This window comes from Actinoplanes sp. GCM10030250 (assembly GCF_042666575.1).
GTDB lineage: Bacteria > Actinomycetota > Actinomycetes > Mycobacteriales > Micromonosporaceae > Actinoplanes.
Window position 1 is genome coordinate 39,478 of record NZ_JBHTDO010000048.1, and the last position, 20,990, is coordinate 60,467.

At 71.1% G+C, this 20,990-nt stretch carries 20 protein-coding genes; 10 read left to right on the top strand and 10 right to left on the bottom strand.

The window, feature by feature from the left end; genetic code table 11:
• Positions 1–27 precede the first annotated feature (27 nt).
• Genes ACFQV6_RS39380 through ACFQV6_RS39395 form a run of 4 tightly spaced genes read right to left on the bottom strand, consistent with a single transcriptional unit; the run spans position 28 to position 3,519 of the window.
• A complete protein-coding gene (locus tag ACFQV6_RS39380) occupies positions 28–708 on the bottom strand; it encodes a class I SAM-dependent methyltransferase (protein WP_378032816.1) in 681 nt (226 codons plus the stop codon).
• On the bottom strand, positions 705–1,472 hold the full coding sequence (locus tag ACFQV6_RS39385; protein WP_378032817.1) for an ABC transporter ATP-binding protein: 768 nt from the start codon (positions 1,470–1,472) through the stop codon (positions 705–707). The genes ACFQV6_RS39380 and ACFQV6_RS39385 overlap by 4 nt, the downstream gene beginning before the upstream one ends.
• Positions 1,469–2,449, bottom strand: a complete 981-nt coding sequence (locus tag ACFQV6_RS39390) for an ABC transporter substrate-binding protein (RefSeq protein ID WP_378032818.1) — start codon at positions 2,447–2,449, stop codon at positions 1,469–1,471. Before ACFQV6_RS39390 ends, ACFQV6_RS39385 begins: the two co-directional genes overlap by 4 nt.
• Before the next feature lie 11 nt (positions 2,450–2,460).
• Positions 2,461–3,519, bottom strand: coding sequence for a FecCD family ABC transporter permease (locus ACFQV6_RS39395; protein ID WP_378032819.1), 1,059 nt, complete (start codon positions 3,517–3,519; stop codon positions 2,461–2,463).
• A gap of 181 nt (positions 3,520–3,700) precedes the next feature.
• Here ACFQV6_RS39395 and ACFQV6_RS39400 point away from each other — a divergent pair, with 181 nt between their 5' ends.
• From ACFQV6_RS39400 to ACFQV6_RS39420, 5 genes are all read left to right on the top strand, one after another.
• On the top strand, positions 3,701–4,219 hold the full coding sequence (locus ACFQV6_RS39400; RefSeq protein WP_378032846.1) for an NfeD family protein: 519 nt from the start codon (positions 3,701–3,703) through the stop codon (positions 4,217–4,219).
• Positions 4,220–5,737 (top strand): flotillin family protein, encoded by a 1,518-nt coding sequence (locus ACFQV6_RS39405; RefSeq protein ID WP_378032820.1) that lies wholly within the window; start codon positions 4,220–4,222, stop codon positions 5,735–5,737.
• Positions 5,738–6,188: 451 nt separating this feature from the next.
• The gene (locus ACFQV6_RS39410; RefSeq protein ID WP_378032821.1) at positions 6,189–6,692 is read left to right on the top strand and encodes a SigE family RNA polymerase sigma factor; all 504 of its coding nucleotides are present in this window, start codon (positions 6,189–6,191) and stop codon (positions 6,690–6,692) included.
• A 59-nt stretch (positions 6,693–6,751) separates the two neighbouring features.
• On the top strand, positions 6,752–8,011 hold the full coding sequence (locus ACFQV6_RS39415) for a hypothetical protein (protein ID WP_378032822.1): 1,260 nt from the start codon (positions 6,752–6,754) through the stop codon (positions 8,009–8,011).
• A gap of 211 nt (positions 8,012–8,222) precedes the next feature.
• Positions 8,223–9,947, top strand: coding sequence for a polysaccharide deacetylase family protein (locus tag ACFQV6_RS39420; RefSeq protein WP_378032823.1), 1,725 nt, complete (start codon positions 8,223–8,225; stop codon positions 9,945–9,947).
• Here the strand turns inward: ACFQV6_RS39420 and ACFQV6_RS39425 are convergent.
• On the bottom strand, positions 9,922–11,940 hold the full coding sequence (locus ACFQV6_RS39425) for a hypothetical protein (protein ID WP_378032824.1): 2,019 nt from the start codon (positions 11,938–11,940) through the stop codon (positions 9,922–9,924). The genes ACFQV6_RS39420 and ACFQV6_RS39425 overlap by 26 nt on opposite strands.
• A 115-nt stretch (positions 11,941–12,055) precedes the next feature.
• The gene (locus ACFQV6_RS39430; protein WP_378032825.1) at positions 12,056–12,457 is read right to left on the bottom strand and encodes an ATP-binding protein; all 402 of its coding nucleotides are present in this window, start codon (positions 12,455–12,457) and stop codon (positions 12,056–12,058) included.
• Between the two features lie 185 nt (positions 12,458–12,642).
• Between ACFQV6_RS39430 and ACFQV6_RS39435 the strand changes: the two genes are divergently transcribed.
• Positions 12,643–12,996, top strand: coding sequence for an STAS domain-containing protein (locus ACFQV6_RS39435; RefSeq protein ID WP_378032826.1), 354 nt, complete (start codon positions 12,643–12,645; stop codon positions 12,994–12,996).
• A 7-nt stretch (positions 12,997–13,003) separates the two neighbouring features.
• Here the strand turns inward: ACFQV6_RS39435 and ACFQV6_RS39440 are convergent, their stop codons facing one another.
• The gene (locus ACFQV6_RS39440; protein ID WP_378032827.1) at positions 13,004–14,260 is read right to left on the bottom strand and encodes a PP2C family protein-serine/threonine phosphatase; all 1,257 of its coding nucleotides are present in this window, start codon (positions 14,258–14,260) and stop codon (positions 13,004–13,006) included.
• A 119-nt stretch (positions 14,261–14,379) separates the two neighbouring features.
• Between ACFQV6_RS39440 and ACFQV6_RS39445 the strand changes: the two genes are divergently transcribed.
• From ACFQV6_RS39445 to ACFQV6_RS39455, 3 genes are all read left to right on the top strand, one after another.
• Positions 14,380–15,024 (top strand): HEAT repeat domain-containing protein, encoded by a 645-nt coding sequence (locus ACFQV6_RS39445; RefSeq protein WP_378032828.1) that lies wholly within the window; start codon positions 14,380–14,382, stop codon positions 15,022–15,024.
• 6 nt (positions 15,025–15,030) lie between these two features.
• A complete protein-coding gene (locus ACFQV6_RS39450) occupies positions 15,031–16,035 on the top strand; it encodes a HEAT repeat domain-containing protein (protein ID WP_378032829.1) in 1,005 nt (334 codons plus the stop codon).
• Between the two features lie 64 nt (positions 16,036–16,099).
• The gene (locus tag ACFQV6_RS39455; protein ID WP_378032830.1) at positions 16,100–17,653 is read left to right on the top strand and encodes an alpha/beta hydrolase; all 1,554 of its coding nucleotides are present in this window, start codon (positions 16,100–16,102) and stop codon (positions 17,651–17,653) included.
• An 18-nt stretch (positions 17,654–17,671) separates the two neighbouring features.
• Here the strand turns inward: ACFQV6_RS39455 and ACFQV6_RS39460 are convergent, their stop codons facing one another.
• The 3 genes from ACFQV6_RS39460 to ACFQV6_RS39470 form a co-directional block, all read right to left on the bottom strand.
• Entirely contained in the window at positions 17,672–18,691 is a 1,020-nt protein-coding gene (locus tag ACFQV6_RS39460; protein ID WP_378032831.1) for a hypothetical protein, read from the bottom strand.
• A gap of 64 nt (positions 18,692–18,755) precedes the next feature.
• Positions 18,756–19,193 carry a hypothetical protein gene (locus tag ACFQV6_RS39465; RefSeq protein WP_378032832.1) on the bottom strand — a complete coding sequence of 146 codons (438 nt, stop codon included), beginning with the start codon at positions 19,191–19,193 and terminating at the stop codon, positions 18,756–18,758.
• Positions 19,194–19,219: 26 nt separating this feature from the next.
• Positions 19,220–20,236, bottom strand: coding sequence for a helix-turn-helix transcriptional regulator (locus tag ACFQV6_RS39470; protein ID WP_378032833.1), 1,017 nt, complete (start codon positions 20,234–20,236; stop codon positions 19,220–19,222).
• A gap of 102 nt (positions 20,237–20,338) precedes the next feature.
• Here ACFQV6_RS39470 and ACFQV6_RS39475 point away from each other — a divergent pair, with 102 nt between their 5' ends.
• The gene (locus ACFQV6_RS39475; RefSeq protein WP_378032834.1) at positions 20,339–20,764 is read left to right on the top strand and encodes a VOC family protein; all 426 of its coding nucleotides are present in this window, start codon (positions 20,339–20,341) and stop codon (positions 20,762–20,764) included.
• Positions 20,765–20,990 lie beyond the last annotated feature (226 nt).

Here is a 20,990-nt window from a genome sequence, read left to right on the forward strand (position 1 = left end):
GCCGCCGGAGGGCCCGAAGCCGGGCGGTCAGGACGCGGTGCGGCCGGTGACCAGGAACTGCATCTGGAGCTCGTGGCCCGGTGCGACGCCGTACTGCTGGTCGAGGTGGTAGATCGAGGTGAGCGGGACGGCCGTGACGTCGGACAGGCCGGCGTTCGCGAGCATCAGCACGGTCTCGTCGATCGACTTGGCGGTCGCGAGCGGCAGCGCGGCGACGACCTCCGCGTCGTAGAAGCCGGGGACGTCGCCGGGGAACCAGGTGCTGTCGACGACGGCGATCGTGCCGCCGGGGCGCAGCAGCCGGATCCAGTTCGCCAGGGCGGTCTGCGGCTCGCGCAGCGTCCACATCAGATAGCGGCTCGTCACGGCGTCGAAGCTGCCGTCCGGAAAGCTGGGGGAGACGGCGTCGCCGAGCTGGAAGTCCGGGCCGCCGGCCACGGTCGAGGCATGCTGGCGGGCCTGCTCGATCATGCCCGCGGACAGGTCGATACCGGTCACCCGGTGGCCGAGCCCGGCGAGCACCATGGCGACCTGGCCGCTGCCGGTACCGGCGTCGAGCACGTCGAGCGGTCCGGCCGGCAGGCCCTGCGCCCAGACTTCCGACCAGGCCTTGGTGTCGTCGGCGAGCCGCTCGGGACGCTGCTGGTACTGGTCGTAGGCGGGTGCGCGGCCGGTCCAGTAGGAGGTGATGCGGTCCTGAGCGGTCATGTGTCTCCTTCGAAGGGATGGAAGATCAGGTGCGGGTGGCCGTCGAGGTCGATGCGCTTGATACCGATCTCATATATCGGCTCCAGGATCGCCGGGTCGAGCACATCGCCGGCCGGACCGGCCGCGACCACCGCACCGCCACCGAGCAGAACCAGGTCGTCGCAGTAACGGGCGGCCAGGTTGAGGTCGTGCAGCACGACGATCGAGCAGGTGCCGAGGCCGCGGACGAGGCGCAGGATCTCGTGCTGGAAACGGATGTCGAGGTGGTTGGTCGGCTCGTCGAGCAGCAGGTGGGTGGCCTGCTGGGCGAGCGCGCGGGCGATCAGCACCCGCTGGCGCTCACCACCGGAGAGGCCGGCGAACGCCCGCGCGGCCAGATGGCCGGCACCGACCCGCTCCAGGCACCCGGCGGCGATCTCGTGGTCGGCCACGCCGGTGCGCTGGAACGCCGACTGGTGCGGGCCGCGGCCGAGCAGCACCATCTCGGCCACCGTGAGAGCGGTCTCGCCGCCGGTCTCCTGCACCACCACCGCCATCCGGCGGGCGGCCTCGCGCGGCGACAGTCCGGCCAGCGTGTCGCCGTCGACGGTGACCTGCCCGGTGGGGCTGCGCAGCGCGCCGTGGAGCAGCCGCAGCAGGGTGGTCTTGCCGCTGCCGTTCGGGCCGATCAGCCCGAGCATCCGGCCGGGGCGGGCGGTGACCCCCACCCCGTCGATGACCGGGTTGACGCCGTAACGCCAGCTGACCTCGGTTGCTTCGATCATGAGTCGGCCGAGAACCGATGCACGATCTTCTCCAGGCCGTCGATGGACAGCGGCGACTGCGGTTCGGTGAAGTTGAACAGTTGGGTCATGACGTTGCCGCCGGAGATCGCCTTGAGCTTGCCGGCGCCGGGCAGGCCGGTCACCGCCGCCTCCACGGCCTTCGGGTCGCCGTCGCTGTAGAGCAGGATCAGCACGTCGGGGTTCCGGCCGAGCAGTTCTTCCAGGGTGATCTCGAAGACGCGCTCCTTGCTCTCGGCGAACACGTTGGTGAACCCAGCCGCCTCCAGCTGTGGATGAGCCATGCTGGTCGATCCGTAGGCATAGGTGACGCCACCGCCGACAGTGGGGTAGAGCACTGCGGCCGTACGCTGCGGGGTTGTCTTCTTGATGCCGGCCATGCGCGCCTGGAGCGCGCTGACCGCCGCCTCGGCCTCGGCCGGACGGTCGAAGATCCTGCCGTAGGACCGCATCTGCGCGTAGATGTCGTCGAAGGCCGGAACCGCGGTGGCGCCCGGGCACAACGCCGGCTCCTCCAGCAGCGGAATGTCCACCGCGGAGAGGGTGTCGCGGGAGAGGTTGTCGACCTCACCGAGGACCAGGTCGGGCTGCTGGCTGATCACGACTTCCTTGGAGATCTGGAGGTGCCCGCTGGTGTCGGTCTTGTCGGTGAGCAGCGAGATCCTGTCGAGGCCGGCTTGCGTCGCGGCGTCGTAATAGTCCTTGGGGTACTGCCCGGCCTTGGCGGTGACCCGGTCCAGGACGCCGAGCGAGTGCAGGTACGGCACCGCGGCGCTCTTGAGCAGCACGACGCGTTGCGGCGCTTCGTCGAAGGTGACGTCCGCTCCGCAGTTGCTGACGGTGAGCGGATAGCCGCTTCCGGCGGCTGCTGCCTCGTCGCCGGTGGAGTCGTTCGCGCCGCATCCAGCGGCGAGCAGGACAGCGGCGGCGGAGACGGCGAACAGGCGCAGGGCCCTCATGGGTGTCCTCTCTAGGTGACGTGCAGGCGGCGGATGAGGATCAGCAGGAAGGGCGCACCGAGCAGGGCGGTGATGATGCCGATCGGGATCTCCTGCGGAGCGAGCAGGACACGGGCGACCACGTCGGCCCAGACCAGCAGGATCGCGCCGAGCAGCGCGGAGACCGGTACCACCCGTACGTGCGGTGCGCCGACGATGCGCCGGGCCAGGTGCGGTACGACCAGGCCGACGAACCCGATGCTGCCGGAGGCGGAGACCAGCACGCCGACACCGATCGAGACGATCACCAGCAGCCGCATCCGGAGCCGGTCGGGGGAGGCGCCGAGGGTGTGCGCTGTCTCATCACCGACGGCGAGCGCGTCGAGGCTGCGCCCGGTGACGGTCAGGTAGGTGGTGGTGCCACCGATCACGATCGCGGCCACGGCGAGCAGCGCGTCCCAGCGGGCCAGGCCGAGCGTGCCGAGCAGCCAGAACATCACCGAGCGGGAGCCCTCGGCGGAGTTGGACGCGAAGATCAGGAAGCTGGTGGTGGCGTAGAGGGCGTAACCGACGGCGACCCCGGCGAGCAGCAGCCGCATCGAGGTGACCCGGCCGCCGCTGCGGGCGATCAGGAAGACCAGCAGGGAGGCGGCCAGCGCGCCGAGGAACGCGCTGGTGGACAGGGCGTACTGGCCGAAGCCGGCGCCGGCGCCGAACAACAGCGCGGCGGCCGCACCGCTGGAGGCGCCCGAGTTGATGCCGAGCAGGTACGGGTCGGCGAGGACGTTGCGGACCATCGCCTGGAGGGCCACCCCGCACACCGCGAGGCCGGCGCCGACCAGGATGCCGAGCAGGACGCGGGGGAGGCGTACCTGCCAGACGATCGCCTCCTGCGGCGGTGACCAGGTCACCTCGCCGACGCCGAACAGCTGGTGTACGACGATGCCGGCGACGGCGGCCGGACTGATCCCGACCGCCCCCGTGCCGACCGCGATCAGCGCGGTCAGGATCAGTCCGGCGGTCAGGGCCGTCAGCCAGAGGGCGGTGCGGCGTCGCTGCCCGCTGACGCCGAGCACGTCCTGGGCGGTCACCTGCTATCCCCTCGCTGTTGCAAATTCTGTGCAACAAGCTATCAGCAAGATCGAAACAGGTGAAGGGGCCGGTGTCGGGTGGCCGTCCGGCGGTGTCCGCGCTGGCGGGCCTGGCCTACCCTGTGGCCATCGGTCGATGACCGGGCAAAACGGGGGAGGGTACGGCGTGGCGGCGGCGACCATGGTGTTCCTGGCGATCGGCGCGGTCGGCGTTGTGATCCTCGCCATCGCGCTGCTCGGTGGCGAACTCGCGAGCATCGGACACTTCGGCACCGACGGGTTCGTGCCCCTGGAAGCGGTCGCCGGATTCATCGGCGCGCTCGGGTTCGCCGGAGCCATCGCGTCGGAAGCGCTCGATGCCCGTACCCCCGCATTGATCTTGATCGCGGCGGTGGTCGCGACCGTGGCCGCGATCGTGACCGCCTGGCTCGCGCTGCGGCTCTCGCGCGCCGCGCGCAACATGCGCACCGACGCCACACCCACCCGGCAGCACCTGGTCGGCACCCTCGGCGTGGTCGTCACGCCGGTGCCCGCCGGCATCGGTTACGGCGAGGTCCGCATCCGGCTCGGTGGGCAGCCGGTCAAACTCAACGCCCGCGCCGACCAGGCCCTGCCGGCCGGCACCCAGATCTTCGTGGTGGAAGCACCCACCGACACCTCGGTCGTCGTCGAGGCGACCCCAACCCCCGGAAGGGAATAGATGTCACCCCTGCTGATCGCCATCGGCGGCGCCGTGCTGCTGGTCATTCTCATCGTGCTTTTCGTGCTGTCCCGGATCAAGGTGGCCGGGCCGAACGAGGCCTTCATCATCACCGGCCGTAAGGGCCGGGTGACCCAGTCGGCGGACGGCAGCAGCAGCACCGACCTGTCCGGGCAGAAGGTCGTGATGGGCGCCTCGGTGTTCGTCATGCCCGTCGTCCAGCGGCTCCAGTCGCTCGACCTGTCCAGCCGCCGCATCGACGTCGGCATCAAGGGCGCGGTGTCCAAGCAGGGCATCCGCGCGGAGTTGCACGGCGTGGCGATCGTCAAGGTCGGCGGCACCGAGGACGCCATCCGCGCCGCCGCACAGCGGTTCCTGCACCAGCAGGCCGAGATCGAGGACTTCACCCGTGAGGTCCTGGCCGGTGCGCTGCGCTCCATCGTCGGCCGGCTCACCATCGAGGAGATCATCCGGGACCGGGCGGCGTTCGCCAGCGCGGTCGCCGAGGAGGCCGAGCACTCGATGACCAACCAGGGTCTGGTGCTCGACACCTTCCAGCTCCAGGACATCCTCGCCGAAGGCTCCTACCTGCAGGACCTGGGCCGTCCCGAGGCCGCCCGCGTGCTCAAGGACGCCGCCATCGCCGAGGCCCGCGCCCGGCAGGCCGCCGAGCAGGAGCGCCTGCTCGCCGAGGAGGCCATCGCCGAGGCCAACCGGAACCTGTCGCTCAAGCAGGCCGGCATCCAGGCCGAGATCGACGCGGCCAAGGCCCAGTCGGCGGCGGCCGGCCCGCTCGCCCAGGCCGAGCGCGACCAGAAGATCCTCGCCGAGCAGCAGAAGGTCGCCGAGCAGAACGCCGAGCTCAAGCAGCGTCAGCTCGACACCGAGGTCCGCAAGCCCGCCGACGCCGCGCGGTACAAGCTCGAGCAGGAGGCCGAAGCCGCCCGCAACGCCGCCGTCATCGGTGCCGACGCGCAGCGCCAGGCCACCATCGCCGCCGCACAGGCGTCCGCCGAGCAGGCCCGCCTCACCGGTGAGGGCGAGCGGGCCCGCCGGGCCGCGCTCGCCGAGGCGCACGCCATCGAGGGTGCCAAGGAGGGTGAGGCGGAGCAGCGCCGCCGTACCGCGATCGCCGAAGCCGTCGAGCGCGAGGGCACCGCCGAGGCCACGGCGATCCTGGCCCGCGGCCAGGCCGAGGCCGAGGCGATGGCGCGCAAGGCGGAGGCGTTCGCGGCGTACGGCGAAGCGGCCGTCCTGGACCTTCTCGTCAAGGTGCTGCCGCAGGTGGTGGAGGCGGCCAGCGCTCCGTTGAGCGCCATCGACAACATGACGGTGATCTCGACCGATGGCGCGTCGTCGCTGACCAAGTCGGTGGCGAGCAACGTGGCTCAGGGGTTGCAGCTGGGTACCGACCTGACCGGTGTCGACCTGGCGGGGCTGCTCGCCAAGCTGGGGTCGGCCGGGGTTCGCGGCACCAGCGAGGCCAACGGCCGCACGCTCGAGGCCGAGCGGGAGTAGCAGTCGCCTGAAAGGGCCGGCCCGAACGGGCCGGCCCTTTTCCGTCCCCGCCCCCGTTTCGGCTGACTGCTTCGGCTGGCGCTCAGAGGGGCTTTCGCGGCCGAAAGGCACCGCTCACGGCCAGCTGGGTTTGTCGGCTGGCGCTGAGGGGGGCTTTTGCGGCCGAAAGGCACCGCTCACGGCCAGCTGGCGCTGAGGGGGGCTTTTGCGGCCGAAAGGCACCGCTCACGGCCAGCTGGCGCTGAGGGGGGCTTTCGCGGCCGAAAGGCACCGCTCACGGCCAGCTGGGTTTGTCGGCTGGCGCTGAGGGGGGCTTTTGCGGCCGGAGGTGACCGCTCACGGCCAGCTGGCTCGCAGGGGGTGCCCGTGCGCCTTTTTCTCCGAAGAGGACAACCGGAGGGTGGGGCGGGCCCGTCTGAGGGGTGGACAAGTCGGCGGAGGGGCGAAACGCATGCAGGATGCCACGGAGGAGTACGTCGAGTACGTCGCGGCGCGGATTCCCGCGTTACGGCGGCTGGCGTTCGTCCTGAGCGGCGACGGTCATCGAGCCGACGACCTGGTTCAGCAGACCATCACCACGCTGTATCTGAAGTGGCGGCAGGCAAAGACCGCCGGCAACCTCGACGCGTACGTGCGCACCATGCTGGTCCGCCGCTACATCGACGAGCGCAGGCTGGCGTGGGCACGGGTCCGGCTGTTCCGGGACGCGCCCGAGCCGGCGCCGTACGAGGATGCCGGCGCCGAGGACCGGCACGTCGTACGGGCGGCGTTGCGACGGTTGCCCCGGCGGCAGCAGGCAGTGCTGGTGCTGCGGTTCTTCTACGACCTGCCGGTCGACGAGGTGGCCGCGATGCTCGGCTGCACGGGCGGCACGGTCAAGAGCCACACGTCTCGCGGGCTGGCCACGCTGCGGCGCCAGCTCGGTTCGCACGAATTCGCCGCACGGACCAGCTGAGCTCGCTGCACGGACCAGGTGAGTTCGCTGCACCGACGATCTGACATAAGGGAGCCGGTATGCCATCCGAAGCAGAACTGGTGCGGTCGCTCGACGACGAGCCGGACACACCATCCACAGTCGACATCCGGCGTGCCATCGCCACCGCGGAACGCCACCGTAAGGTCCGGCGCCGGGCCGGATACGCGGGTGCGGCGGCCATCACCGCGGTCGCCGTCGCCGGCGGGTCGGTCGCCGGGAACCTGGGATCCGGCGAACCGCAGCCGCGGGTGGCGGCAACCGCGAAGGCCTCGACCGCCGCGAAGGCCTCGACCGCCGCGAAGCCGGCGTACACGATCCCGGGCACGGCCGGCTGGGACGTGGCGGCGGCGCCCGCGCCGACCAGCTGCAAGCTCGAACGCCTGACGGCACCCGCCGGCGCGCCGATGGCACTGGTGAGCGGCGCCGACCCGGCGGGCCGGTACATCGTCGGGCGCTCGTACCCGAAGTCCGGCGGGTATCAGGCGGTGATCTGGGACAACGGCAAGGGCAGGGAGGTGAAGCTCCCGGGCGACATCGAGGAGTCGCTGACCGACGTGAACGGGTCCGGCACCGCTGTCGGCTGGAGCTATCAGGGTTCCGCCCCGGTGCCGTACGCGTACCGGGACGGGAAGGTCACGAAGCTCGGCGGTGCGCGGCACGGGTCGGCGTACGCGATCAACGAAGCGGGTGCGATCCTGGGCGACGACGACGCCGGTCACGTGCTGGTGTGGCCGTCGGTGGACGCGAAGCCGACCCGGCTGCCGGTGCCGTCCGGTACGGAGCGGGCGCAGGCGCGGGACCTCGACGAGGATGGAACGGTGGTCGGCAGCCTCGACCTGGAGCGCCCGTACGTGTGGTTCGGCGACGGAACCCACCGCCAGCTGCCGATGCCGTCGGTCGACGGCAAACCCGTGCCCGTCGCGCAGGCCTTCAACATCCGCAACGGCTGGGTCACCGGGATGGCGAGTTCGGGCTCGCTCAAGAGCCCCGCGCACAAGGACATGAAGATCTGGGCGGTGACCTGGAACCTGCGTACGGGTGAGACGAAGATCGTCGACGAGGTGCCCTCGCCGGTGGACGCCGTGAACGCGCACGGCTGGCAGGTCGGCACCGACGCCGGCGGGTACGCGGTCATGGTCACCGACTCCGGCACCGTGCGGCTTCCTGACCTGGCGAAACACCGGACCGACGGAACCTCGACCATCGCCTCCACGATCAGCGACGACGGCCGCGTGGTGGCCGGCCAGTCGGACGACGAGACCGACACGATCCAGGCGATCGTCTGGCGCTGCACCTGAGCGCCGCGGGCCCGGATCGAATGCGCCCGGATGCTCGGCACCGAGCATCCGGGCGCATTGATTTCCGCCGCCGCATCGGTATGCTGACGCATCGACAGGCGTCGACGAATCCCGTTTCCCCGCTCCGCCCCTCGCGGCGGGGCATTCGTAACGCTTGTCATGGGAGCGCTCCCAACCTTGGAAAGCCCGCAGCTCAACGCAAGGGGAGTCGATGAAACGCCTCGCCGCAGCCCTGCTCGCCGGTGGCCTCGCCGCCACCGTCGCCGCCCAGCCGGCCGCCGCGGAAGGACCGGCCACCGCGAAACAGCCGGTCACCGCTAAACGGCCGCCCTGCGCCGGATACGTCGGGCTGACCTTCGACGACGGCCCCTCCACCGGCACCACCGCGGCGCTGCTGGAAGCCCTGACCACCGCCCGGCTGCGGGCGACGATGTTCAACACCGGCCAGAACGTCGAGGCCAACCCCGCCCTGGCCAAGGCACAGGTGGCCGCCGGCATGTGGCTCGGCAACCACAGCTGGGACCACCCGCACATGCTCCAGCTCACCGCTGCCGAGCAGGCGTCCCAGATCTCCCGGACCCAGGACGTCATCCGGCAGGTGACCGGGGTGACCCCGGCCCTGTTCCGGCCGCCCTACCTGGAGACCGACGACGCCCTGCGCGCCGTGCAGCGGCAGCTCGGCCTCACCGAGATCAACACCGACGTCGACTCGCAGGACTGGAACAACGCGACAGTCGACCAGATCGTGGCCGCCGTCGGCCGGCTCCAGGCCGGCGACGTCATCCTCATGCACGACTGGCCCGCCAACACCGTCACCGCGATCCCTCAGATCGCCGCCGACCTGCGCGAACGCGGGCTCTGCGCCGGCCAGATCTCCCCGGTCACCGGCCGGGCCGTCGCTCCGCGGGCGCGGGCCCTGTCCGGGGCGCACACCGTGGGACGGCTCGACGACCGCGGTGCCGGTGTGCGGTACACCTGGCCCGGCGTGTACTTCGAGGGGCGCGTCCGCGGAACCAGCGTCGGCATCGTGCTCGACGACGCCGTCAACGACTACGAGATCGAGGTCGACGGCCGGGCGCCGGTCAACCTCGTGACGCCCGGCCGGACCACGCACTGGATCACCGGGCTCACCGGGGGAGTCCACTCCGTACGCATCGCGAAGCGTACGGAAAGCCCCTGGTCTCCTGGTCAGTTCGGCGGTTTCGTCGCCGGAGCCGGAGGCGCCGTCCTCAGCACGCCCGCCGCCCGCAGCCGCCAGATCGAGTTCATCGGTGACTCGTGGACCGCCGGGTACGGCAACATGTCCACCACCCGCGACTGCGCGGCCGTCGGCGGCGTCGACCGCAACTCCAACGCCAACCAGACGTTCGGAGCCCTGACGGCGCGTTCCCTCGGCGCCGACTACCAGCTCAACGCCTGGTCCGGCATGGGCATGGTGCGCAACTACAACGGCGGGAACCCGGACGTCGACTACCGGACCTACTACGACCGCACCCTCCAGGCCGCCGACGGCGCGGTGTGGCAGCGGCCTCGCAACTGGAAACCGCAGGTGGTCGTGGTCGGGCTGGGCATCAACGACTTCTCCACGCCCGTCAACCCGGGCGAGCGCTGGGCGGACGAGGCAGCCCTGGCGGCCGACTTCCGCACCGCCTACCTGGGCTTCCTCGACAAGCTGCGGCACCGGTACGGCAAGGACACCCACCTGGTGCTGACCTACCCGTACATGTGGAACACGACGGCTCTGGCGGAGTCGGTCGAGCAGGTCGTCCAGCAGCGCACCGCCGGAGGCGACCGCCGGGTCAGCTCGCTGTACTACGACACCAACGCCCTCGGGCTCGACGCTCTCGGCTGCGACTGGCACCCGTCGGCCCGCGACCACCAGCTGCTGTCCGGCGCGCTGACCCCGTACATCAACGGCCTCCGGGTCCGGTGGTGACCAGCTCGCGGCAGAGCTCCAGCAGCCGCTCGTCCTCGCTGATCTCCCCGGGTGGCAGGCCGTAGCTGTTCACGTTGTGACGAACGACGGTGTCCAGCTCGGCCTGCGCATACCGGGCCCCGTACCGGGCGTTCCCGGAATCCACCCAGGCGCGGGCGATCCGGGGGCGCAGCAGCGGCATCGACTCCCAGGCACGGCCCAGGGTGCGGGCGGCCTCCCGGCTTCCCGCCACCCGCCACAGCGCGTCGGCGGCGGCGACCACCACGTCACCGCCGGACCGGCCGGTCATCCGCCTGGTCAGCCGGCGCGCGCGGCCGGAGACGCGGATGCCCAGCTGTCCGAGGCCGTCGATCGCCGCCACCGCGTACTCGGCGGGGGTGTTCCGGTCGTCGAAGTACCTGTCGTAGACGGCCGCGGCGGCCTCCGCGTCGCCGGCGACCTGCCAGATCGCCTGGGCCGCGGCCAGTTCCACGGCCGGGTCGCCGCTGGTCAGGGCGGTACGGATGTCCGGGATCCGGGCGGCGGCCGACCGGCCGGCGCGGGCCAGCAGGCCGAGGGTGGCCACGTCGGCGGGTTCCTGCGCGAGGTGCTCGGCGGCCTCGTTCGGGGCGACCGCCGTCAGTGCTTCGAGGAGGCCCTTGCGCTGTGCGTCGTACCGCCACGGGTCGGCGAAGTCGTCCGGCCGCAGCCCGCGCAGCCGCCGCCGCAGGGTCCGGCTGAGCCCGCGCGCCCGTACCCCGTAGCCCGCGATGCGCCGATGCAGGTCGCCCGCTTCCGGCGCCTCGTCGAGGAGCCGTTCCAGTTTCGGCAGGATGCGCTCGTCGCGCAGCTCGGCGAGCATCTGCACGGCCGGGCCGAGGACCGGGCCCTGGGCGCGCCAGTCGACCCAGACCACGTCACCGTCCTGGGCGGCGTACGGCCGAACCCGCAGATCCGCCCCCGACAGCGCCACCCACACCGCGTCCGCGCCCGGCCGCCCCACCTCACCGATGCTCTGCAACAGCCGTAACGCCTCGCCCCGTACCCACGGCTCCGGCCCCAGCAGCAGCTCGGCGGCCCTGCGCACCAGCGGCAGATAGGGCCCGCGCAACCGCTGCACCAGCGACCGCGCCTCGTACAGGCCGTCCCGCCAGGCGTCCGGGGAGTCCAGCGCCAGCATTCCCGCCAGCAGATCCAGGTGCGCGCCGACGTCGTTACGGAACGTCGCCCGTACCGCGCTCACCACCTGGTGATAGCCCGGCACCGCCCCCCGCGCACCCACCCGCCATCCGGCCGGCAGCGGCGCCGGCTCGCGGTGCAGGCCCTCCCGGTAGGCGGACACCAGCGTGTCCCGCGCCGTCTCGGCGTCGAACGGCGGCGGGTCGGGCAGCGCCATCAGCTCGGTCAGCGCGGTCGCGCGTACCCGCAGGTCACCGTCGGTGTCAGCCACCCACGCCAGCCACGTCCGAGTCGGTTCGTGACCGCTGCCGACCGCCCCGATGATCACACCGCTGCACAGCAGGGTCACCCGCACGGCCGGATCCGGCTCCTCGACGTACCGCTCCCACAACATCTCGGCCAGCCCCGGCGTCAGCCGCGCGACAGCCCGCACGGTGTAGGCGGCCGCGTCCCGTACCTCATGATCCTCATCCGCCAGCAGATCGGTCAGACCGGCGAAATCGGCCAGCCGCCTTTTTGCCCGCAGCGTCTCGCCCGCCATGTACCAGGTGCGGTCGGCCCCCGTCAGGTCACCGACCAGGCGCAGAATGCGGCCACGGTCGGGCTGTTCAGCATCCGCCACCAGCGCAAGCAGCGCCGGCAGGGCCTCCGCCACCCACGGCCGCACGTCAACACCGTCGGGCGCGATCCGCGCGAGGTCGCGCAGCGCCGTGGTCCGGGCAGCAGGATCACTTCCGGTCAAGTCATTCAGGAGCTGGCGTACGGGGGAACCGCGCTCCAGCGCCGGCCAGTCGACGTCGTGCGCACCGGTCCGCGGAAGGTCGGTCTCCGTCATGCCGTAGATCATGGGGTGCCGAGCCGCCGCTGGCTACCGGGGGATCGCCCTGTTCCACGCCGGCTCACCCGGTGGGAGGTAAAGCCCGCTCTGACGGGTGTGTCCCCTTGCGCCGTCAAGCGGCCAGGTGCTTCCGAATGCGGAGCAGAACCTGACCGGGTGGGCCGTCGACGAAGGCGGCGCTGTCGGCGAGGGCGGTGATGAAGGGCAGCCCGCGCCCGCCGACGGTGAGCGGATCCGGCAGGCCGGCCTGGAACCCGGCGCCGTCGGGGCTGATGCCGCGGTTGCTGACCTCGATCAGGCAGTCCTTGTCGTCGATGACGATGGTGACGTCGACGCTGCTGTTGGGATCGGAGTGCGTCACGGCGTTGGCGCACGCCTCGGAGATGAGCACGGCGAGGTGGCCGCGCACCTCCTCGTCGGTGTCGGTGAGGCTCAGCAGCGTGGTGAGTATCTGGCGGGCGCGGGTCACGGTGGATGGGTGCCGGGGTAACGACAGCGTCACGGTGGCGTGCACTCCGCTGCTCCTCCTGAGTCCTCGGTCGACCGCATCCGGCGGGTGTACCGCCGGGCAGGTAAGCTGCGCCGGCTCCCGACCGCACTACCCGAGCGTGGAGATGTCAAACGATCGTGGGTCTGCGGCGGCAGCCGAGTGGGTGGCCGCATAGGGTGGAACGCGGATCATCAACTGAGGAGGATGTTGTGGACCTGCGGGTGGCGGCTCGGCCGGGCCGGGGATACACCGTGGTGGAGGTGCGCGGTGACCTCGACATGGCGACGGCGCCCCGGTTGCGGGAGAGCCTGCAGCAGCTCATCGACGCCGGGGACCGCCACGTGGTGGTGGACCTCGCCGAGGTGGACTTCATGGACTCCAGCGCGCTGGGCGCACTGGTGATGATGTTCAAGGCCTTACGTGATGCCGGCGGCAGGTTGACCCTCGCCGCCGTGCAGCCGCCCGTGCTCAGCGTCCTCACGATCACCTCCGTTGATCAAGCCATCGACCTCTTCGACACCGTGGAGGCGGCTGAGGCTGACGCGGCGTCGCCCGGCGACTGACCGCGGGTCAATCCGGCATCGCCGGGCTGGTCCGCGCCGCATCGGCGCCGGCGCTGGTGCTGCGTTCCGCATCGTGACCGTCGTGCCAGTCGAGCATCAACAGGGTCGCGTCATCGGCCAGGACCGGTCCGGCCACCGCCAGCACGGCGTCGGCGAGGGAGCGGACGGCCTCACGGGGATGCAGGCCCGTCAACTCACGCAGCCGCGCCGGTATGTCCAGGCGGGCGGCCTTGCGCTCGCGCATGCCGTCGGTGAGGACAACGAGGCGATCTCCCGGGCGCAGCATGATCTCCCCGGCGCTGAAGGTGCTCTCGGGGAACATGCCGAGCGGGAAGTTGCCGGGCAGCGGCAGATCCCGGGCCTCGCCGTCGCGGACCAGCAGCGGTGTGACGTGCCCGGCGTTGAGCAGGGAGCATCGCCCGGTGAGCAGTTCGAGGCGGCCGAGGAGCGCTGTGACATAGCCGCCGGGCACGACCGCGTTCTGCGCCAGGGCGGCGTTCGCGGTGTCCGCCTGCTCGACGAGGCCGACGCCGCCGCGGCGGCTGTTTCGCAGGCTGCCGACGCCGAGGGTGGCGGTCAGCGCGCTGGCCACCCCGTGGCCCATCGCGTCGGTGACGCTGAAGTGCAGCACGTCACGGGCGAGGCTGTAGTCGAAGGTGTCGCCGCCGATGCTGGCCGCGGGCTCCAGCCAGCCGGACAGGGTGAACGAGCTGGCCTCGCACGTGAAAGCGCCCGGAAGCAGCCGCCGCTGGATCTCCGCCGACAGCGTGAACGGTGTGGTGCGCTGGCCCCACTCGAACAGGTCGGTGTGCCGCCGGTTGGCGATCACCACGAACGCCAGTGCGTGCGCGGTGCGGGTGATCTCCGCCAGCGTCCCGGCGGCCGGCTCCTCCGGCAGGGTCATCTCCAGCAGGCCGATCACCTCACCGCGGTCGGTCACCGGTGCCAGCACCGTCCACCCGCCGGCCAGAGCGAAGCTCTGTACCTGCTGGGTGCGCAGCGCCTGCTCGGCCGGCCCGCCGTCGAACGGCAGCACGGTCGCGACCTCGTCACCGTCGCGGCGGGCACCGTCGCCGCCGTTGAACGGCACGTGTGACAGCCGGACCAGGGCCCGGCCGCTGAGATCAGCGATCAGAAAAGAGACGGTCCGTGCGCCGAGCGCCGAGGCGAGTTCCCTGGTGACCGCCTCCACCGCGTCCACCGGCGCGGCGTTCTCCGCCGCGTCCAGGATGCCGGCGAGGACTTGCGGTTGACTGCTTTCCACACCCTGCACCCTACGAGAGCCCTCCGGCACCTGAACATCGCCCGGAGCGTCAGGAGCCGATTTGTCGCTTGACCTTGACACGGTGACAACCTGTTTTCTTGGTCGAGGAGGTGGTTCCGATGACCATGCAGGCTATGCGGGCGCTGGAGAGCGGGGACTCGTCGGTGCGGCTGCGGGCGGCGCTCGCGGTCGGCACCAGCCCTGACCCCGGGTTCGTCGGCAAGCTTCTCGAACGGTGCGCGATCGAGCCCGAGTTCGCCGTGCGCGAGATGCTCACCTGGGCACTTCTGCGCCACCCGCCGTCGCTGGTGGTGCCGAAGCTCATCGAGGAGCTCCGGTCGGAGCACGCGCAGCCCCGGAGCCAGGCGCTGCACACGCTCTCCAAGATCGGGGACCGGCGGGCGTGGCCGGCGATCACACGGGCACTGCTGACCGACCCCGACGACGAGGTTGCGCGCAGTGCCTGGCGGGCGGCGATCGTCCTGGTGCCGGAGGGCCGGGCGCCCGAGCTGGCCGCGGTGCTGGCAACCCAGCTCGGGCGGGGCGGGCGTGCGACACAGTTGAGCCTGAGCCGGGCCCTGATCGCGCTCGGCGAAACGATCACGCCGATCCTCTCCACCGCGAAGGACAATGCAGATCCTCGGGTACGGGCACATGCGCTCGCCACCGAACGATTGCTGCGTGACCCGGACTCCGGTTTCGAGTTCGCGATCGACGAGGCGACACGTGTCGTGGCGCTGGGTGGGGCGGGCGAGAAAGGATAGTGAACTGTGCTGATCGGTGAGGTGGCACGGCGGAGCGGGGTGAGCGCGCGCATGCTCCGGCACTACGACTCGCTGGGCCTGGTCCGTCCGACGGGCCGTAGCCACGCCGGCTACCGCGAGTACTCCGGCGAGGACATCCGGCGGATCTTCCACATCGAGAGCCTGCGATCGCTGGGGCTGTCGCTGCGTGAGGCCGGGCGCGCCCTCGACGAGCCCGGCTTCACGCCCGCCGCACTCGTCGACGACCTCATCGGCCAGACGCGCGAACGCATCGCGAAGGAGACCGAGTTGCTCGCCCGGCTCCGCAGCATCGACGCCACGGAACCGGCCGGCTGGGAGGACGTCCTGCGGGTGGTGGCGCTCCTGCACGCGCTGGGGTCGGAGAGCGCCGGGAAGCGCCAGCGCGCGGCCCTGTCCTCGGCCGGCGAGGCGCAGATGCCGGTGGAGGCACTCGTCGAGGCGGCGCTGAGCGAGACGGACCCGAACGTCGCCGGAGCCCTGCGATGGGCCCTGGCGCAGTCCGGCGGTCGCGGCCTGGCCCTGCTCGCGGAGGGCCTCGGCTCGCCGGCGGGTGCGGTGCGGGAGCGTGCCGTCCGGGCCGTCGCCGAGATGCCGGACGAGGCCGCGACCGCGCTGCTGCGGGAGTCCCTCGCAAGCCCGGATCCCGTGGTCCGCAACTGTGCGGCGTTGGCTCTCGGTGCTCGTGGTGTGGCCGACGCGATCCCGGCGCTCGTCGACATGGTGGTCGAGGAGGCCAACGACGTCGATGCTGCCGACGCGCTGGGAGCGCTGGCGAGCGATCCGGTATTGGCGGACCGGATCGCCATGAGGCTCGTGGACTGTCTCGCCGACGGCACTGCCGGCGTGTCCGCGCGGCGGCGGCTGACCCAGGCACTCGGGGACATCCCGGGGATCACGGCCTCCGGAGCCCTGGCGGACCTGTCGAACGATCAGGACCCGGCTGTCGCGCTCACCGCGAAATACCTCTCCCAGCTCCGTGCCGCCGGGTGACCATTTCGTGTGAGGGAGTTGTTGTTCGGCGGGACGACGGCACCGGTTTCCCTATGTTCTGGGCATGAGGTCTCGCGGTTCATTTCTGGCGTGTGCGGGCGGCGCTGCGGTCACGTTGATGCTGCTCGGCTCGAGCCTGGCCGGTGCTGCGCCACGTGTTGATCCGCCGGCGGGAGGGCTGCCGGGGGTGGCGGTTCCGGTGCTGGACTGGACGGACTGCGGTGACGGCGTCTATCAGTGCACGCCCGCGCAGGTGCCGCTGGACTATCGGCGGCCGGAGGGGACCCGGGTGACGCTGCAACTGCGGCGATGGCCGGCTGCTGATCCGGCCTCCAGGATCGGCACGCTGTTCATCTATGCCGGTGGGCCGGGGAGTTCCGGGTGGAACTGGGTGCAGTCGTTCGCCACCTCGTCGATTCCGGAGATCCGCAACCGCTTCGACATCGTCGGATTCGACCCCCGCGGGGTGCACCGCAGTCAGCCGGTCAGCTGCCTCGACGGGCCGGCGTACCGGGAGCAGTGGGCGCGGGTGTCGACACGGGAGACGGCTGGCGCGTTCGGCAAGGCTGTGGAGTTGGCGCGGGAGTGGAACGCGGGCTGCCAGGCGCACTCCGGTGGCCTGCTGCCGTACGTCGGCACCGAGGCGCAGGCGCGGGATCTCGACCTGCTGCGGGCGGCTGTCGGCGACACCCGGTTGACGTATTTCGGCGGGTCGTACGCCACCTACGTCGGAACGGTCTACGCGAACCTGTTCCCGCGGCGCATCCGGGCCATGGTTCTGGACTCCGGATACGACCCCGGGAAATATGCGAACGATCCCTACGCGTACGACTACGGGCAGTACCAGGCGACGGAATCGGCGATGGGGCGGTTCCTCGGGTGGTGCGCGGCGACCGTGGACAGGTGTGCGTTCGCGGCGGGCGTCACGCCGCCTACCGGCCCGACGCTGGTGGGGAAGGTGCGCAGGCTGCTGGAGGCGCTCGACGCGAACCCGCTCCGGGATCCGGCGGGGGCGGTGAGTGTGAACGGGGCGACGATGCTGTCCGAGCTGACGTCACGGCTGAACAGTGGGACCCGGCAGTGGGAGACGCTGGGAACGGATCTGCACCTCGCGGAGACCCGGACCGGCCCGTTGATGTACGCGATCGGCCCGTCTGACGCGGCCTTCAACGCGGTGAACGTGTCGGTGGAGTGCGCGGATCGGCTGTACCCGAGCAGCCGGCGGGAGCTGCGTACTCGGCTGGCCAAGGTCGCGGCGGAATTCCCGCTGACGGCTCCGGGGATGGCTTACGGGCCTCCGGCGTACGACCAGACGCATGCGCCGGCGTGTGTCGGGTGGCCTGCTGCGCGACTGAGCCGGTATGCGGGGTCCTATGAGGCACGCGGGTCGGCGCCGATTCTTGTTTCGGGGAACACGGGTGATCCTGATACGCCGTACGCGGATGCGGTGGCTCTGTCGCGGATTCTGGAGAACGGGCATCTGGTGACGTGGGAGGGGGAGGGGCATACGGCTCGGCGTAAGAGTGCGTGTGTTGAGGCCTATATGTATGAGTACCTTCTTCGGCTGGCTGTTCCGCCCGCTGGGACCGTGTGCCGGGACGCGCCTATCCCTGCCTGAGTGGTTGGCCATTAGCCATTAGGCGTTGTCGCCGCCTGTACTGGTCGCCGGGTCGCGCAGGGAGGTGGGGGAGAGGAGGGGCTGGAAGAGGGGATCGTCGAGGAGGTCCGGCAAGCGGCGGGCGGTGCCGGCGAGCAGGTCGGCGACCTGGACCCGGGGGTTGTCGCGGGAGTCGGCCATCACGAGGCCGGCCAGGGGTGACACGGCGCCGGTCGTCAGGGCCCGCTGGAGCCGGAGCAGGCGGTCGGCGGTGAGGGCGCTCTGCTCGTCGTGGGTCACCAGGACTCGCCGGTGACCGTCGCTCCACGTCAGTACGGTCTCCGCCAGCGCGGGCAGCATCGGTTCCAGTGGTGGCGGGATCGAGCGGTCCTCGTTGTCGAGCCTGGTCAGCACGGCCCACACGTGGGTAGGGGTGAGGCCGTCGAGGACTATCCGGGCCGGGGTGCCGCCCGTGTCTCGTACAAAAAACTCTTTGACCTCGAAGAAACGCTCCAAGGTCTCGCGCGTCGGGCGTCGCCGTTTGATCCTGACAAGATCAACAAAGGCGGCCAGGAAGGCGTCCCACGGCTGCGCGGCAGCGCGCCCGGCCCGGTAGAGGGCGAGCGCGGCAGGGCGATTCCGCTGCGTCAGGCGGGTGCCGGCGGCGTAGGTGGGCTCGGTCAGCAGCAGATCGACGATCCGGGTGGCGAGGAAGAACTCCTTGTCGATCAGGTGCACGCTCGCCCGGCCCCGCAGCGCCTCGAGCAGCCATCGCAGCGCCGCCTTCGCATCCGGCCGGCGCAGGAACTGCCCCGACTTGAGCTCGTGCGGGGAGAACCGGAAGCCGGACCGCAACTCGGTGATCAGCTCGACGGCCTCGGCGGCGCTCAGGTCGACGCTCGCGTGCGTGATCATCGGGGTGTCGGAACGAAGCAGGTTGGCACCCGAGAATCCGGACTCGTCACAGGCGATCTCCACAACGGCACCATCGAGCGTGTCGCCGGGTGGCAGGCCGCCCTGAAGTCGTCGCAGCGCCACCATGCCGCCATGCTCACGCACGTGCCCCTTCCGGACAACTCGATTACCGCCGTGCGTTCCCGGCTGGCTCTCGGGTCAGGGAGATCTACCGTGAGGCCCGGCGGCGGTAGTCGAGAGCTACGGCGATCAGTAACGGACCCCAGGCGACCAGCGGAAGGTAGTAGCGCAGGACGTCCCAGCCCGGTTTCTCGTGCACCACATCGTCCTGGAGCGCGCTGAAGCTCCAGCCTCGGCCGACCAGATCGAACGCCTGGTTCACGAAGAAGTAAGAGCTGATCGCCACAAGAAGCGCGCCACCGGTGATCGCCAGTCCGGTCACCGCCCGGGCGCTGCCGAGCCGCTCACCCCACCGGTGGACGAGACCCAGCGTGAGCATGGCGAGTGCCATCGACAGTATGGACAGCAGAATCAGGTACCAGTGGATGCCGGACTCCTCGACGGTCAGCCGCCAGACAGCCGACGGGAGTACACAGAGCGGCACGGTGTAGGCGGCCGCGACCGCCCAGCGAGATGGTGGTTTCATGCGGACGACGGTGCCGGAGTCGCCGGCTACCCGCTTCCCTCCGGAGGGCCGGCCGTCTCCCTCTCCCGGGGGAGGGTCATCCGGGCGAAGCGGCGGGCGAGGTGCGCGAACGCGTCGGTGAACTCGTCCGGGCCGATGACCTCGATGTCGGCGTCGAACCTGGCTACGGTGGCGGCCAGGCTCGGCCACGACCAGGAGCCGAGGGTGAGCCGGCAGCGGTCCGGACCGAGTTCCTCGACGACGCCGTCACGGGTGTAGAGGGCGATGGTGGCGGCGGGCCGGTCGAGGATGACTGTTCCCTGGCAGGGCCAGCTGCCGTCGGCGGAGCCCCGGAACCTACCGGTGATGTAGGTGGCGACGTCCCCACCGGGCAGCTGGCGCGGGGTGAAGCGGGGGCCGTTGGGAGTTCGCGGCGTCATCCGGTCGGCACGGAACACCCGCCAGTCGTCGCGGTCGAGGTCCCAGGCGACCAGGTACCAGCGACCGCCCCAGGTGACGACGTGGTGCGGTTCCGCGCGGCGGGGCTCGGAGTGTTGTTCTGCGCGCCGGGGCTCGGACCCGTAGTCGAAGCGCAGCACCTCGTGGGCTTGGACGGCGGAACTGAGGGTGAGGAGCACGTCGCCGCCGACGGGGGTGTCCGGCTGAGTGGTGGGCTGCTCGACGGCGGTGACCCGCAACGCGTCGACACGGTGCCGCAGCCGGGACGGGAGCACCTGCCGGACGGTGTTCAGCGCACGCGCCGCCGCCTCGGCGAGACCGCTGCCCGGAGTGGTAGCGGCGATCTGCAGCGCAATCGTCAGAGCGACAGCCTGCTCATCGTCGAAGAGCAGCGGCGGAAGCTCGGCACCGGCGCTGAGCCGATAGCCGCCGTCCGGCCCCTTGACCGCGGCGATCGGATACCCGAGCTCCCGAAGCCGGTCGACATCGCGCCGCACGGTGCGCAGGCTGATCTCCAAGCGCTCGGCGAGCAGCGTGCCCGGCCAGTCACGGCGGGCCTGCAACAGCGACAGCAGGGCCAGCAGGCGAGCGGAGGTGGTCGGCATGAGCCCGATTCTCCCCGGAGTAGGTGACACAACCTGGCACCTACTCCTGCGAATCTTCGTGGCAGAAGCCGGAACGCCCGGCCCGGAATACCAGGAGTCATCATGAGCATCACCACGACCGTCCACCTGAACTTCCGCGGCGACGCCCGCACCGCGCTGGAGTTCTACCAGTCGGTCTTCGGCGGGCAGACCGCCCTGGTCACCTACGCCGACGCACACAGCGTCACCGACCCGGCCGAGGCCGGCCAGATCATGTGGGGCCAGGTGCAGGCGGACAACGGATTCCACGTCATGGCGTACGACGTCCCCGCCACCCAGTCCTACCACCCCGGCGACAAGCCGTTCTTCGTCTCCCTCCGCGGCACCGACGCCGAGGAGACCACCGGCTTCTGGAAGCTGCTCTCGGAGGGCGCCACGGTGATCCAGGACCTCGGCCCCTCGGGCTGGACACCGCTCTACGGCATGCTCAAGGACCGCTTCGGCGTCACCTGGGTCCTCGACCTCGCAGTCCCCCACAACCCAGCCTGACCCCTCCCCGATCCGGCGCGACCACCTCCCGCTCACCCCCCCCGCAGCCCGGCTGGCGTCGAGCGGGGTCACGCGCCCGTTTTGTGCCCCGCTGAGCGCCAGCCGCGCGGCCCGGCTGGCGCTCAGCGGGGTTGCGTGCCCGTTTTGTGCCCGCTGAGCGCCAGCCGCGTGGCTCGGGGTGGCTCGGCTGGCACTGAGCGGGGTCTCGTGCCCGTTTTGTGCCCGC